The 14,968-nt window shown below is 55.2% G+C and carries 11 protein-coding genes; 8 read left to right on the top strand and 3 right to left on the bottom strand.

Annotation, left to right across the window (positions count from 1 at the left end):
* Nucleotides 1–44: 44 nt before the first annotated feature.
* Complete coding sequence (locus P159_RS0113570; RefSeq protein ID WP_029544841.1) at nucleotides 45–1,667, bottom strand: dicarboxylate/amino acid:cation symporter; 1,623 nt, start codon at nucleotides 1,665–1,667, stop codon at nucleotides 45–47.
* Nucleotides 1,668–2,013: 346 nt separating this feature from the next.
* Between P159_RS0113570 and P159_RS0113565 the strand changes: the two genes are divergently transcribed.
* The 3 genes from P159_RS0113565 (at nucleotide 2,014) to P159_RS0113555 (ending at nucleotide 5,573) form a co-directional block, all read left to right on the top strand.
* Entirely contained in the window at nucleotides 2,014–2,667 is a 654-nt protein-coding gene (locus P159_RS0113565) for a peptidoglycan-binding protein (protein WP_029544840.1), read from the top strand.
* Between the two features lie 61 nt (nucleotides 2,668–2,728).
* Nucleotides 2,729–3,523 carry a class I SAM-dependent methyltransferase gene (locus P159_RS0113560; RefSeq protein ID WP_029544839.1) on the top strand — a complete coding sequence of 265 codons (795 nt, stop codon included), beginning with the start codon at nucleotides 2,729–2,731 and terminating at the stop codon, nucleotides 3,521–3,523.
* Between the two features lie 43 nt (nucleotides 3,524–3,566).
* Nucleotides 3,567–5,573, top strand: a complete 2,007-nt coding sequence (locus P159_RS0113555; RefSeq protein WP_029544838.1) for a molybdopterin-dependent oxidoreductase — start codon at nucleotides 3,567–3,569, stop codon at nucleotides 5,571–5,573.
* Nucleotides 5,574–5,658: 85 nt separating this feature from the next.
* Here P159_RS0113555 and P159_RS0113550 read toward each other — a convergent pair whose 3' ends face one another.
* Nucleotides 5,659–6,957, bottom strand: coding sequence for an aspartate aminotransferase family protein (locus P159_RS0113550; RefSeq protein WP_029544837.1), 1,299 nt, complete (start codon nucleotides 6,955–6,957; stop codon nucleotides 5,659–5,661).
* 18 nt (nucleotides 6,958–6,975) lie between these two features.
* The gene (locus P159_RS0113545) at nucleotides 6,976–8,931 is read right to left on the bottom strand and encodes a U32 family peptidase (protein ID WP_029544836.1); all 1,956 of its coding nucleotides are present in this window, start codon (nucleotides 8,929–8,931) and stop codon (nucleotides 6,976–6,978) included.
* Nucleotides 8,932–9,162: 231 nt separating this feature from the next.
* Here P159_RS0113545 and P159_RS0113540 point away from each other — a divergent pair, with 231 nt between their 5' ends.
* Genes P159_RS0113540 through pgeF form a run of 5 tightly spaced genes read left to right on the top strand, consistent with a single transcriptional unit; the run spans nucleotide 9,163 to nucleotide 14,962 of the window.
* Complete coding sequence (locus P159_RS0113540) at nucleotides 9,163–9,954, top strand: RodZ domain-containing protein (protein ID WP_051650373.1); 792 nt, start codon at nucleotides 9,163–9,165, stop codon at nucleotides 9,952–9,954.
* Between the two features lie 15 nt (nucleotides 9,955–9,969).
* Nucleotides 9,970–11,865 carry a YgiQ family radical SAM protein gene (locus P159_RS0113535; protein ID WP_051650372.1) on the top strand — a complete coding sequence of 632 codons (1,896 nt, stop codon included), beginning with the start codon at nucleotides 9,970–9,972 and terminating at the stop codon, nucleotides 11,863–11,865.
* Entirely contained in the window at nucleotides 11,862–12,353 is a 492-nt protein-coding gene (nrdR, locus tag P159_RS0113530) for a transcriptional regulator NrdR (protein ID WP_029544833.1), read from the top strand. The genes P159_RS0113535 and nrdR overlap by 4 nt, the downstream gene beginning before the upstream one ends.
* A gap of 21 nt (nucleotides 12,354–12,374) precedes the next feature.
* A complete protein-coding gene (locus P159_RS0113525) occupies nucleotides 12,375–14,099 on the top strand; it encodes a TIGR03960 family B12-binding radical SAM protein (RefSeq protein ID WP_029544832.1) in 1,725 nt (574 codons plus the stop codon).
* Between the two features lie 41 nt (nucleotides 14,100–14,140).
* Nucleotides 14,141–14,962 carry a peptidoglycan editing factor PgeF gene (pgeF, locus tag P159_RS0113520; RefSeq protein ID WP_029544831.1) on the top strand — a complete coding sequence of 274 codons (822 nt, stop codon included), beginning with the start codon at nucleotides 14,141–14,143 and terminating at the stop codon, nucleotides 14,960–14,962.
* Nucleotides 14,963–14,968 lie beyond the last annotated feature (6 nt).

Here is a 14,968-nt window from a genome sequence, read left to right as displayed (position 1 = left end):
CCCGTCAGGCGTTTTTCGCTCTGCTTGTGCAGAAACATCATGTCTTATGCTTCCGTGTTCATATACACAGCCTCATCCATCATGTTTTCGTGCTTCGACAAGGCTGTTGTCGCGGCAATATCACCTATGGTGTTGATGGAGGTGCGGAACATAGACGTCAGCGGGTCTATCCCCAGCACTATTGCTGACGCTTCCGTAGGCAGGCCGAAAGAAACGATGATTGAGGTCAGGCAGACGAAGGAACCGCCAGGCACCCCTGGTGCTCCGATGGAGAGCGCCACAACGGTGACGAAAAGCGCCCCGATAAAAGCCGGTGTCATTTCCAGGCCGTACATTTTCGCCAGCAGGATTGCCTGGATGGAAAAATAGAAGCAGCCGCCGTCCATATTGACTGTTGCGCCCAAGGGGATGGAAAAGGAGGACAGACGCGGCGAAACTCCCATTTTTTCCGTGCAGAATTTCATGGTGAAGGGCATAGCGGCGTTGCTGCTGCCCATGGAAATTGCTATTGGCACGAAGCTGCCGATTTTTTTCAGGAAGGGGCGGGGAGAAATTTTCCCCATCAGGAGTATGACTGTTGCATAAACCCCAATCATGGCCATGGAGCCGATGAACTGTCCCACCAGCACCCGCCCTAGAAGCAGCAGCGAGTCGGTGCCTACCGTGAACATCAGAGCCATCATGGAAAGAAAGGCAATCAGCGGGATGAATTGCGCCAACAGGGTAATGACGCGCAGACAGAAGGTATTCATGGTTTCAGTGATATTTTTCAGAAGCTGTGCTTTTTCACCCAGCATATTTATGGTTATGCCGAACAACACAGAGACGAAAATGATCTGCAGCATATCGCGGTTTACGATGGGTTCTACCAGATCCTTCGGCACTACGTTCACTATCATGTCCAGCAGGGAAACGCTTACGCCTTCTCCACTGCCGCTGACTGTCCCTACCTGTGGCACGCCGCTGTGGAACATGCACAGGCCGATGATAATGCTGAACGCTGTGGCGATGATTGTGGTACACATATATGTTCCCACCAGCTTGCCGCCAATGCGTCCGATATCGGAGGCGCTTGATATGCTGGTGAGTCCTGCAATGATGGAAAAGAAAACCACTGGGGCAATCATCATATTCAGGGAATTCAGGAACATGGTCCGTATGCTGTCTATGATGTTCTTGTTCAACATCGTGATGAGATCCTGCGGAGCAACTTCCTTGATGAGGGCCCCCACCAGTATGCCCATGACCATGGCTAACAGCGTGTAGCGTATCTGTTTGTTGCCAGCTTCATGTACCTTGATGGTTACGATGTTCTTTCCGTTGCTATGGGAATAGGAAAGCATCTCCTTTTTTGATTTAAGGACAATGGTCCGCTCATAGTCCGGGTCGTTTTCGTCCCATTCCGTCAAGACCTGCAGGGGATTGTAGGCGTTGCCTATGGTTTCCATCCGCAGCGAAATGTCGCCGAAGCGTTTTCTCAGATTGACCTTGACACGGACTTCTGGGCGCAATGCAAGCTGTAGCGAAAAGATATGTTCCGTCAGCTGTCTGGCTGTCTCCGCCTCCTTTTCTGATACGCCCAGCTTTTTCAGGGCCTCGCCGATTGATGCGATGGTCTCTCGGTAACTTTCTCCTGCAAGCTCAAAAGAACGCCATCTTTCGAACATTTTTTTCCCTCCCTGTACTAAATTATTAGCAGTTCATGGCTTTGCTTATCACGTTTGTATTTATTCATCGTCCTGGCGATAATAACCTTTTTTATTTTGCCGTGTTTGATAAATTCCAGGCAGGAAATTGTTGAAAGCAGGGAAGGGAGGTCTCTTTTAAGTATAAGCAAGTATAATAATATTGTTTGCGATACAATAATAAGAATGGAGCCTGAAATTGACAATTATTCAGTATACATGGTATACTTTACAGGATGACTGTACAATAATTTTCAATGATGCTTGTCTGTAAGAGGTGGTTGTATTGGGGAGAGCTTTTCGAATCATTACAGTCCTGACTCTGGTTATGATATTTTTCAGCGTCACAGCCTTTGCCTCGCGGATCATCGTGAAGGAAGGCTGCCGTGGTCATGCGGTGCGCATTGTGCAGACTCTGCTGATTGAGCAGGGGTATCTGGAGGGAGAGGCTGATGGTATTGCGGGGCCTATGACCGCGGCAGCCATCAAGAAATTCCAGAAGGACAAAGGCCTGGAGGCTGATGGCATCTGTGGTGCTGCTACTTTTGAGATACTCTCAGGTGGCGAGGAATACGAGGCTCCTGATGGACATGATGATGATTACTGTGAGACTCATGGGGATCACTTCAAGCCCAAGATGGTTGCAGAAGTGAAAGAGGAGACTCATGAAGCCCATGAGACAAGCCCCTCAGTCTATGCGCGTGGGCATTGTGTCTATGTGGAGGCTACGGCCTATAGTGCCTTTGACCCAGGCAACAAGCCTACTACTGCCAGCGGTACCTTGGTCCGCCATGGGGTGATTGCGGTGGATCCTGCTTTTATTCCCATTGGAACGCGGGTTTTTATTCCCGGTTACGGTGAGGCTGTGGCAGAGGATATCGGCTGGGGCATCAAGGGCAATATCATTGATGTGGCTTTTGATTCCCATGAGGAAGCTTTGGCCTTTGGGCGGCAGCATCTGGAAATCTATATAATCGATTGAATCAAACAGGCACGGCTTCTGTTGAGCTGTGCCTTTTCTTTTGTTTGAAAGGCAGGAACTTATGGAAGAAATGCGACCCTTAGCTCTGGTGACTACCAAGGAGAAATTCTCCACCAAGGCGGTGAGGATTGCCAAAGAGACAGCAGAGCAGCTGGGGCTGCCCTATGTGCCCCGTAGCAGCTTTTCGCTGCCTGAACTGCGGGAGAAGTACGGCGTAGACAATATCCTGGTAGTGAAGAAAGGCTTGCTGTTTTTGGAGGGAATAGAGGAAACTTTGCAATTCCACCCCAATATGGCGCATATCAGGGTGAAGAATTTGCGCTTCGGGCGGGGGGATCATCTGGTAAAGGCCCTTGACATACAGCCAGGCGACAGAATCCTGGACTGTACACTGGGGCTGGGGGCAGACGCCATTGTGGAGAGCTTTGCAGCAGGGCCGGAGGGCTCTGTGACAGGCTTGGAATCCCGGCCTTTGATAGAAGCAGTGGTGAGCTACGGCCTGCGTCATTTTGACGGGGACGGGGAGAAAATCACCGAGGCCATGCGGCGGGTGCAGACGGTCTGCACCGATGCATTGGCTTATCTGAAAGAGCAGCCGGACAATTCCTTTGATGCCATCTACTTTGACCCCATGTTCCGCTATCCGCTTATGGACAGCGAGAATCTCAGCCCTTTGCGCGCGCTGGCAGATGACAGGGCTCTCACGGAGGAAACAGTGGCAGAGGCCTGCCGAGTGGCCAAAAGGCGAGTGGTCATGAAGGAAAATGCCCGCAGCCTTGAGTTTGAGAGGCTGGGCTTCAAGACCATCATGGGTGGCAAGTACAGCAAGGTGCACTATGGAGTCATGATACTTTGACTTGACGTGCAAATCACTTTGGCATGGACAGGGGGAGCAGAACATGGAGATAAGGAAGACGGCGTGCCCGTACGATTGCCCGGATTGCTGCGGGGTGCTGGTGACGGTGGAGAATGGCAGGGCGGTAAAGGTGGCAGGCGACCCGGAACATCCCTTTACCCGCGGTACCCTTTGCCCTAAAATGGCTCATTACGAACGGACAGTACATTCTTCCAGGCGCCTGACTACGCCACTGAAGCGGGTGGGAGGCAAGGGGGAGGGGAAATTCGTGCCTGTCAGCTGGGCTGAGGCAATTGCAATGATTGCCGAGCGCTGGCAGGAGATTATCAAAAGGGAAGGGGCGGAAGCAATCCTGCCCTATTCCTATGCCGGCACCATGGGCACTATCCAGTACAGTGCGGGGCATGCCCTGTTCTTTGCCCTGGGGGCATCCAGCCTGGACCGAACCATCTGCGCCCCCGCCAAGGGGGCGGGATACCGGGCCTTGATGGGGAAGACCATGCCTACTGCTCCTCAGGAGGCTCAGCACAGCGATTTCATCATGCTCTGGAGTATCAGCATGCTGGCCACGGATATCCATTTCAAGCATGATGTGGATATAGCCCGGAAGAAGGGGGCCAGGATTATTTGCATAGATACCTACGCCACAAAAACCGCTCAGTGGGCTGATGAATTTATCTGCGTAAGGCCTGGCACAGATGGGGCCCTGGCTCTGGGCATGCTGCACATCATTGCCAGGGACGGACTGGCTGATGAAGCTTTTATTGACCGGTATGTGCAGGGCTGGCAGGAGCTGAAGCAGGAAATCCTGCCTCGCTATGCTCCCACCAGGGTGGCTGAGATTACGGGAGTTGAGGCTGGGAAGCTGGAAGGTTTGGCTCATGCTTTTGCTAATGCCAGGGCACCCTTTATCCGCCTGGGCAGCGGCCAGTCACGCTATGGCAACGGGGCCATGACCTCAAGGCTTATCACCTGTCTGCCTGCAGTTGTGGGAGCTTACAAGAAAAAGGGTGGAGGCCTTCTGACCTCCGCTTCCGGCAGCCATGCCTTTGACAAGGATATCATACGCCGTCCTGATATGGAGAAGAAGGGCGTGCGTCATATCAATATGATCAAGCTGGGGGAAGTGCTGACTGACAAGTCCTTGCAGCCCCGGGTGAAGGCCCTTTACGTCTATTCTTCCAATCCTGCTTGCACAGCTCCTGACCAGAACAAGGTGCTGGAAGGGCTGGCCCGGGAAGACTTGTTTACCGTGGTGCATGAGCGCTTCCTGACAGATACTGCCCGCTACGCAGACATTGTCCTGCCTGCCACAACCTCGCTGGAGCATGAGGATATCTACTATTCCTACGGGCAGTACGTGATCCAGCGGGGGCCGAAGCTCATACCGCCAGTGGGAGAGAGCAAATCCAACTGGCAGGTCATGCAGCTGCTGGCTGAGGCTATGGGGCTGAAGGAAGACTTCTTCCGTCAGAGTGAGGAAGAGCTGGTAGAAAGGCTCATAGCCAGCACGGAAACTGCCTGGCCCCTGCCTGTTGACAAGGAGCGGCTGGCTACGGCAGAGCCGGTGGCGCTGGACTTGCCGGAAAGCTACAAGCTTGATTTCAAGACTCCCTCCGGAAAAATTGAGATTTTGAATCCTAAGCTGTCACCTGCTTTGCCGGATTTCTTCCCGCCGCATCTTTCGGAAGATGAGGGAGAGTTCATTCTGATCAATTCCCCTGACCCCAGGATACTTGACAGTTCCTTCAACGAGCGTGAAGAACTTGTCAGGGGCAATGTCATGACTCTGTTGCTGAATCCAGCTGATGCCAGCCGTCACGGCTTCAGGGAGGGTGACAGGGTAACGGCGAAAAATCGGCTGGGAGAGGCCGGCTTTACCCTTAAGATCAGCCCATCGGTCCAGGAGGGCACGGTTGTAAGTGAAGGCGTCTGGTGGCAGGAGTACACCCAAAAGGGCAACACCAACCGCCTGACCTCTGCCCGCACTACAGATGTGGGAGAAGGCAGCACCTTTTACGACGTGCGGGTAGATCTTATATCAGGGTGAATCCTTGCTTTTTGAAGCTGAAAAATCCCGCTGGAGCAACTGTGGTTGTTCCAGCGGGATTTTTTGCGTTTATGTTGTTTTCAGCTTAGAGGTTTTGCTCTGTCAGCACCATGTCAAGGGCATTCAGCACCTCGTTGATGTTTTCTTCCGTAATCACCAGGGGGGGCTGGAAGGCCATGACGTTGCGGCCGATGCCGTTTTTGCCGATGATGAAGCCGCGGTCCTTCATGGCTTCCAGGACACTATCCAGTTCCTCCGGAGCGGGGCTGCCGTCTGGTTTCACGAACTCTGCTCCGTCCATAAGGCCCAGGCCACGGATGTCCCCAATAATGGGGTGTTTCTTTTGCAGTTCCCTGAGGCCTGCCCTGAGCTGCTGGCCGCGGGCGTTGGCATTTTCCATCAGCTTGTGCTCTTCGATATATTCCAGCACAGCCAGCCCGGCCGTGGAAGAGACGGGATTGCCACCCAGGGTGGAGGCGCCGGGGCGGGTGTACTTGTCGGCAATCTCTGCGGTGGAGATGAAGGCGGAGATGGGAGCTCCGTTGCCCAGGGCCTTGGCCATGCTCATGATGTCTGGCACCACGTCGAAATTCTCGATGGCAAACATCTTGCCGGTGCGGGCGAAACCTGTCTGAACTTCATCTACAATGAATAGGGCTCCGTAGTGTGAAAGAATCTCTTTCACTCGTTGGAAGTAGCCCTCGGGAGGCACTACGATGCCGGCATTGCCCTGGATGCTTTCGGCAATGAAAGCGGCAGGCTGGCCGGAGGTGGCGGTCTTGATTATGTCCTCTACGGCATTGGCGCAGGCCAGGTCACATTCCGGATACTTCTTGCCCAAGGGGCAGCGATAGCAGTAGGGATTGGGGGCGAAGCTGATGCCCCCTACGGGATTGGGGTCCGTGCGCCACATGCCGATGCCCGTGAGGCTCATGGTGAGTTTGGTGCGGCCATGGAGGCCGTTGCGGAGGGCGATGAATTCGCTCCTGCCCGTGTAGATCTGGGCCAGCAGGGCAGCACCCTCGTTGGCCTCTGTGCCAGTGGAGCAGAAGAAGGACTTCTGCAAGTCGCCGGGGGTGACTTCTGCCAGCTTCTCAGCCAGGTTCACGAAGTTTTCCGTCAGATAGATGTTGCAGACATGCTGCAGGGTGTTGACCTGCTCTGTGACTTTGGCATTGATTTCGGGATTGCAGTGGCCGCAGTTGATGACGGAGACACCTGCGAAGCAGTCCAGATACTGTTTGCCCTCGCTGTCATAGAGGTACTGCATGGAGCCGCGGACGAACTGTCTGGGCTCCCGGTAGAAATGGGCCAGGCAGGGCATGATGTACTTTTTCTTTTTCTCAATGATGCCCTGGGGGCCAAGATAAGTCTTTTCAGCCATAAGTTTACCTGCTTTCTCTTAGATAGAATTGCGGCTCTGGCGGAAGCGGTAGGTGCCGATGCCAAATTCACGGGGGCTGGCCTGCTGGAGCTTTTCAAAAGTCTCTCTGTCAAAGGCTTTGTCACCGGCAGAGAGTTTGTCCAGGCGCTCACGGTAGGCCTTGGTTACCTGGGCAGTGAGCTCCGGGCTGTAGTCCTGAGCTTCAATGCGGCAGGAGGCCAGACCGTTGAATTTCTCCAGATAGGGATAGAGGCAGAGGTCCTTGGCAAAGAGGATGTGGTTGCGGCCATACTGGTCAAGGCGCAGGCTGTGCTTTTCGCCTGCCTTGTCCAAAAGGGCATAGCGGCGGTCGTAAACCTCGGGATTGTCAAGTTCCTGGGCGTGAGGCAGGCTCATGCCCGCAAGGTCATGGTCGCAGATCATGGACTCATAAGAGCCGTGGACGATGACCTCAATGGGCAGGGGAGAAGCTTCTACGATTTCCTTGAGCTGGGCGAAGGAGAGCTCAAGGGAAGCGCAGCCCTGAGCAAGGCCGTTTTCCTTCATAAACTTGGCAGCCAGATGGTTGAAGAGGTTGAAGGAATGGTCGGCGTAGAGGGGATAGTCCGTGAGTTTCTGGGCCAGCTGCAGGGAGCCCAGGTTGCTGACCATGATGCCGTCAGGCTGGGCAGCGAAGCCCTGCAGGGCCTTGAAGAACTGCTCCAGCTCACCGCATTCCCTGCGGCGGGTGGTGCGGGGAGTCATGATCACTGCTTTGGCGCCGGCCTTATGGGCATAGGCAATGACGTCCTCATAGTCCCTGAGTTTCCAGGGGCGATGGGGACGGAAGGCCTCGCCGCCGATGTAGACGCAGTCAGCGCCATTGTCAATGGCTGCCCTGGCTGCATCCGGGGAACCAACCCGCAGGGCAAGGCAGCGGTGCGGGGCATTATCTGCCTCAATGGGCTGCTCCTGCTGCAGCACTTCATCCTGCAGGCCTGCTTCCTTCACGGCGTTGCTGAAGAAGCGGGGCTCACGCTCCCCTGTGAAGCCAATATCCTGTTTGGAGGTGCCGCCGAAAGCAAAGGTGGTGGTGAAGTCCCGGGCGCGGTTCTCGTAGAGGGAACGCCAGCCTTCTTCGTCAACCGTGTAGCCCTGAGGGTCGGCGATGTAGTCATCGATAGCCTTGCGATAGGTGGAGACAATGCGGCGTATGAAGGGGGCAGGACGCATGCGGCCTTCAATCTTGAAGGAGAATACCCCAGCCTGGATGAGCTGGGGGATGGAGCGGTACATGCACATATCCTTCAAAGCAAGTTTGTAGGGACCCTCGCTCTCCTTGTCCAGCACTTCGCCAGTTTCATCATCAATCAGCTGATAGGGCCAGCGGCATGGTTTCAGGCAGCGGCCCCGGTTGCCGCTCTGGCCGAAGAGCACCCCGGAATGGATGCACTGGCCGCTTTCGGACATGCACATATCCCCGTGCATGAAGTATTCCACTTCGATGCCCGTGCGCTCGCATAAGAGGCTGAGCTCGGAAAGAGTCATCTCCCGGCCCACCACGATGCGGGTGATGCCGTATTCCTTGAGCCTTTCGATGGCGTTCTCGTTGTGGGTGTTCATCATGACTGAGGTGTGCAGGGGGATGGTGAGACCCATCTCATGCACCAGTTCCAGCACCGCAAAGTCCTGCACCAGGATGGCATCCGGGCGGATTTTCTCCAGATAGGCCAGGTACTCACGCAGGGCGGGGATTTCCTCATCGCTGATGAGGTTGTTCAGAGTGATGTAGAGGCGCACGTCATGGGCATGGGTGTACTCCACTGCCCGCTTCAGGGCTTCATCGTCAAAGTTGAAGTCCCCTTCGTGCATGCGCATATTGAAGTGCTTGCCACCCAGGTAAACGGCATCGGCACCAGCCTCCACGGCGGCTTCCAGGGCATCCCAGGTGCCGGCGGGAGCCAAGAGCTCTACGGATTTGCGGTTAAGAAGCATTTATAAAACTCCTTTATAAATAAGATTTATCGTATCAAAAAACCTATATCAGTATAACAGGAATTGGGAGGGCTATCAATATTTTGACAAGGCGGGGCTTTTTTGATATATTTTTGAAGGAAAACCTATATGATTTGTCATAACAGGCTTAATCATGTATAATTTTATGAAGATGAAAATGGCAGATGGGAAATGACTGCCAGGCATAGATTTTGGGAGGTTTGTTAGTAAATGTTAGGGGATAAGCTGCGGGCTGAGCGTGAAAGGCAAAATCTTACTATCAAAGATATAGAAAAAGGCACAAGCATTCGTGCCCTTTACATCGAGTGCATAGAGAAGGGCGAGTACGGCAGCCTGCCAGGTGAGGTCTACACCAAGGGCTTTATTCGCAACTATGCTGCTTTCCTGAAGTTGGATGCCAACGCTTTCGTGCAGGAGTTCAACGAGGAAGTGCATCCTGAGGTGTTGCAGCAGCCCGAGGAGACGGCCACTGATGCTGCCGAGGAAAAAGATGATTCCATTGATATGGGCAGTGTCAAGGCAAGTTTTGAGGATAATGCCCACCGGCAGAACAAGATCCTGGCAGCGGTGATATGCCTGCTGGTGCTGGGGGGAGCTTACTTCCTTCTGGCCACAGGTGATGATGGCCAGGTAGCCAGGGCGCCCCAGCAGGTGAAGCAGGAAACTGCCGCTGTGAAGGAAGCCCCCAAGGCAGAGGAAAGCAAGGCCGCAGCGGCACCGGCCAAGCGCGACGATGTGGAAGTCGTAGCCAAGTTTGATGACCGTTGCTGGACCCAGGTAATTGCTGATGGCAAGACCCTCTATGAAGGCACCATGGAAAAGGGCAAGACCATGAGCTGGAAGGCCAAGGAAACCGTCAGCATCACGGCTGGCAATGCCGGTGCCGTGGCCCTTTCCGTCAATGGACAGGATATGGGCAAGGTGGGGGAGACCGGCCAGGTAGTGGAGAAGGTCTTCACCCCGTCAGGTGAGAAGAAGGAAGCCGATAAGAAGACTAAGTAAGGACAAGGATAAATAATGCAGGATTTTTTGCCGATCAGTAAAGAGGATATGGAAAGACGGGGCTGGGAGCAGCTGGACTTCGTGTTTGTGTCCGGGGATGCTTATGTTGATCATCCCAGCTTTGGCCCTGCCATACTCTGCCGCCTGCTGGAAAAGCACGGCTATAAGGTCGGTATCATTCCCCAGCCGGACTGGCATTCTTCCAGAGACTTCATGTCCCTGGGAAAACCACGGCTGGCTTTTCTTGTTTCTGCAGGTAACATGGATTCCCTGCTGAACCAGTTCACTGCTGCCAAGAAAAAGCGCCGTCAGGATGCCTACTCTCCCGGGGGGGAAGCTGGACACAGGCCCCTCAGGGCCACGGCGGTGTACTGCCGCAAGCTGCGGGAAATTTATCCTGATGTGCCCCTTGTCATCGGGGGCATCGAGGCCAGCCTGCGCCGGTTTGCCCACTATGACTACTGGTCGGACGAGGTGCGGCCTTCCCTGCTGGCAGAGTCCGGGGCAGACCTCCTGGTTTACGGCATGGGGGAAAAGGCCCTGCTGGCCATCGCGGCAGATCTCCAGCAGGGAGTGGAGATAGGCAATATCCAGGATGTGCCGGGAACCTGCTACAAGGTGCCGGGCTTTGACTATATCTGGGACTACCTGCCCCTGGCCTCTTTCGAGGAAGTGGCGGAGGACAAGAAGAAGTTTGCCGAAGCTTACAAGCTGGAGTACCTGGAGCAGGATGCCCTGCGGGGCCGGAAGCTGGCCCAGCAGAACGGGGAAATCTGCGTGGTGCAGAACCCGCCTTCCCCGCCGCTGACTGAGGCAGAGATGGATGAAATCTACGACCTGCCTTACTGCCGCACCTGGCACCCCCGCTACGACAAGGCTGGAGGGGTGCCTGCCATCAAGGAAGTGCAGTTCAGCCTGGTGAGCCAGCGTGGCTGCTTTGGCGGCTGCAACTTCTGCGCCATCATTTCCCATGAGGGCAGAGTGATCCAGCGGCGCAGCCAGGCGTCTATCCTGAGGGAAGCGGAAATCCTCACGCAGCTGCCGGGCTTCAAGGGCTATATCCACGATGTGGGGGGGCCTACGGCAAATTTCCGCCAGCCCTCCTGCCAGAAGCAGCTGGAGCTTGGCACCTGCCGGGGCAAGGACTGCCTTTCTCCCGTGCCTTGCAAGAATCTTGAAGCGGACCATGGTGACTATCTGGAGCTTCTGAGGAAGCTGCGGGCCCTGCCCGGTGTCAAGAAGGTCTTTGTGCGTTCCGGCCTGCGTTTTGACTATATCATGCGGGCCAAGGATGGCATGAAGTTCCTGGAAGAGCTTTGCCAGTATCATGTAAGCGGCCAGTTGAAGATTGCGCCGGAGCATATCACGGACCGGGTCACCTGGGTCATGGGCAAGTCAAATAAGCAGGTCTATGTGGACTTTGTGAGAAAATTCGAGGCTGTCAACAAGAAGCTGGGCAAGAAGCAATATCTGGTGCCCTACTTCATGTCCAGCCATCCGGGAGCCACCCTCAAAGATGCAGTGGAGCTGGCGGAGTTCCTGCACGAAATGGGCTATCATCCCCAGCAGGTGCAGGACTTCATCCCCACGCCGGGGACGCTTTCCACCTGCATGTACTACACGGGGCTTCACCCTCTTACCGGGGAGAAGATCTACACGGCTAAGAGCTATGAGGAAAAGCAGATGCAGCGGGCCCTCATGCAGTACTGGCTGCCAGGAAACTATGAGATTGTCTGCAAGGCACTGAAGGCCGCTCACCGGGAAGATCTGATAGGCTATGACAGGCATTGCCTGGTGCGTCCCCGGAAGGGCCAGGGGAGCAAGCCAGAGGTGAAGTCAAACGGGCAGGCAAGGCCTGGTAGGCATGACAACCGCAACAAGCATACAAGGAAAAAGAAGGTGCATAGATGAAATGTCCATATTGCAAGCAGGCAGACAGCCGGGTCATAGACAGCCGGGCTGCCGATGACGGAGCCACTATCCGCCGCCGCCGTGAATGCAACGGCTGCCACAAGCGCTTCACCACTTATGAGGTGGTGGAGAAGGTGCCCTTGATGGTAGTCAAGCATGACGGGCGTCGCGAGCCCTTTGACAGGGACAAGATACTGAACGGCATTATCCGTTCCTGCGACAAGCGGGATATCTCCATGGAGCGCATCCTCAATTTCGTAAGCGATGTGGAGCGGGATATCCGCAATACCATGGTGCAGGAAGTTCCTTCCAAGAAAATCGGTGAGATGATCATGGAGCGGCTGAAAGATTTTGACGAGGTGGCCTATATCCGCTTTGCCTCTGTCTATCGCCGCTTTGCGGACATCACCAACTTCATTGAGGAACTCAAAGAACTCCAGGAGCGCAGGAACCGCCCCCTGGACATCAGGTACAACAAGCAGGACTAAAGAGCAAGTGAGGTAAAAAGTTTGGATTGGGCATTGAAAAAGGAATTGCAGCAGCTGCTGGCAGAGGAACAGGGATACTACCGCTATCCCCCTGGCACCAGGACGAAGTTTGCCCTGGTCTATCCCAATTCCTATTTTGTGGGCATGTCCAATCTGGGGCTGCACATCATCTATGAGCTGCTGAATAAAAGGGGAGATACTGCCTGCGAGCGTGTCTTCCTGCCGGAGCGCAAGAAAATCCAGCAGTATGAGAATACCCGCACGCCTCTCATGAGCGTGGAGTCTCAGCTGCCTCTGCTTGACTTTGAGATCATAGGCTTTGTGCTCTCCTTTGAGATGGACTATTTCAATCTGGTGAAGATCCTGGAGCTGGGCAAGGTCAGGCTGCGCGCGGAGGAACGGGGAGAGAAGGACCCGCTGGTGATTGCGGGAGGGCCCTGTGCCACCTTTAACCCGGAGCCCCTTTCCCAGGTGGTGGATGCCTTTGTCATTGGCGAAGGAGAGGCCGTCATGCCAGGGCTTATGGACGCTTATCATGGGGCAAAGGCTGAGGGCCTCAGCCGCAGGGAAACTCTGCTCAAGCTTTCAAAGGTGCCCGGAGTATATGTGCCCTTCCTTTATGAGCATGAATACGACAGCGAGGGCAGGCTGATTTCTATCAAGGTTCTGCCCGGTGCCCCGGAAAAAGTCTCCCGCCAGTGGGTGAAGGAGCTTGATGCATATCCTGCTCATACAGTGGTGGTGACGGACAATACGGAATTCAACTTCTACCTCATCGAGACAGCCCGGGGCTGCGGGCGCCACTGCCGCTTCTGCATGGCTGGCTACTGCTTCAGAAGGCCCCGCAACCGCTCTCTGGAAGTCATCAACAGGGAAGTGCAGGAGGCGCTGAAGTACAGGAAGCGCATTGGCCTCATGGGAGCGGCCATCTCCGATTACCCGGAGATAGACGAGCTTTGCCGGGATATTCTGGGGGAGGGGCTGTCCATGTCCGTGGCTTCCTTCCGGGCGGATTCTGTCACGGAGGAACTGGTGGAATCCCTGGCCAGCAGCGGACTCAAGACCCTGACCATTGCCCCGGAGGCTGGCAGCGTCCGCATGAGGGCTGTCATCAACAAGGGCATTGAGGAAAAGCACGTCTTCAACACTGTGAAGCTGGGGCTGAAAGCCGGCATCAGGAATTTCAAGCTCTATATCATGGTTGGGCTGCCCTTTGAGGAAGAAGCAGATATTGAGGCCATCATTGATCTGGCGAACCGGGTCAAGGACTACATGGAGGAGCAGGGCAGCAAGGGCACGCTCACTCTGAGCGTCAATCCCTTTATCCCCAAGCCTTTCACCCCTTTCCAGTGGACGTCCATGGCAGACAGGAAGGCTGTGGAGCAGAAGCTGAAACATCTGGAAAAATCCCTGCGGGGGCGCAGGCACATCGTGGTCAACGTGGAATCACCCAAGGAAGCCTATGTGCAGGGGGTGCTGGCCCGGGGCGGCAGGCCCGTGGGAGAGGTGCTCCTGAAGGCCTGCGCTGCAGGCGGCAGCAAGGCTTTCAAAAAAGCCTTGAAGGAAAGCGGTCTCAGGGCAGAAGACGAACTTTACCGCCAGCGCGGAGAAGATGAGTGCTTCCCCTGGGACAGACTTGACATGGGTTTTACCAGAAATTACCTCTATCAGGAGCTGAAGCGGGCAGAGGAGCTGAAACCGACCCTGCCCTGCTTTGACAACTGCCACCGTTGCGGTGTATGCTGAATATAGCTTGATATATCTTAGTGAATAAAGGATGTGCTGTTATGAGCTTTGTCCTGGAACATTTGCATAGCAATCTTTGGCGGGGAAAGTTCACTCACTTTCCCGGGGACGTTCTGGAGCATGGAATCTCTGCCCGCCTGGGTGGCGTGAGTGCAGCTCCTTACAGCGCCCTCAACATGGGGCTGCATGTGGGAGACGACCCGGCCAAGGTCATAGAGAACCGCAAGCGCTTTCTCCACGCCCTGGAGCTCAAGGCTGAGGAGGTCTGCAGCCCCCAGCAGGTGCATGGCACGAAGGTCCTGCGGGTGAACTGGGAAGACAGGGGCAGAGGCGCCCTGGATTATGCTGCGGCCATAGAAGATACTGATGCCCTGATTACCAACGCATTGGGGGTGCCCCTAATGCTCTGCTTTGCTGACTGCGTGCCCCTGCTGTTCTTTGATCCGGAAAACGGTGCCATCGGCGTGGCTCATGCAGGCTGGAAGGGCACGGTCGGCCGCATCGGGGAAAAGACCGTGCAGGCCATGGCCGCAGATTTCGGCACGGAGCCAGCCAAGCTCCTGGTGGGCATTGGTCCCTCCATTGGTCCCGAATGCTTCACTGTGGGGGAGGAAGTGGCAGAGAAGTTCCGGGAGGCCTTCCCGGACTATCATGAAAAGCTCCTTTCCCAGCGGGAGGACGGCCTTCACGCCGACCTCTGGGCCGCCAACCGCCTGCAGCTGGAAGAGGCAGGGGTAGCTGCAGAAAACATCGAGTGTGCTGAGGTCTGCACCAGCTGTGAGCACAAGTGGTATTTCTCCTATCGGGCTGATGGGGGAGACACCGGACGGCTGGCAGCGGTCATGGCTTTGAAGAAATACTGAGAGGGG

The sequence above is a fragment of the Selenomonas sp. AB3002 genome (assembly GCF_000702545.1).
Classification (GTDB): Bacteria; Bacillota; Negativicutes; order Selenomonadales; family Selenomonadaceae; genus Selenomonas_B; species Selenomonas_B ruminantium_A.
This window is presented reverse-complemented; position numbering and strand designations above follow the sequence as displayed.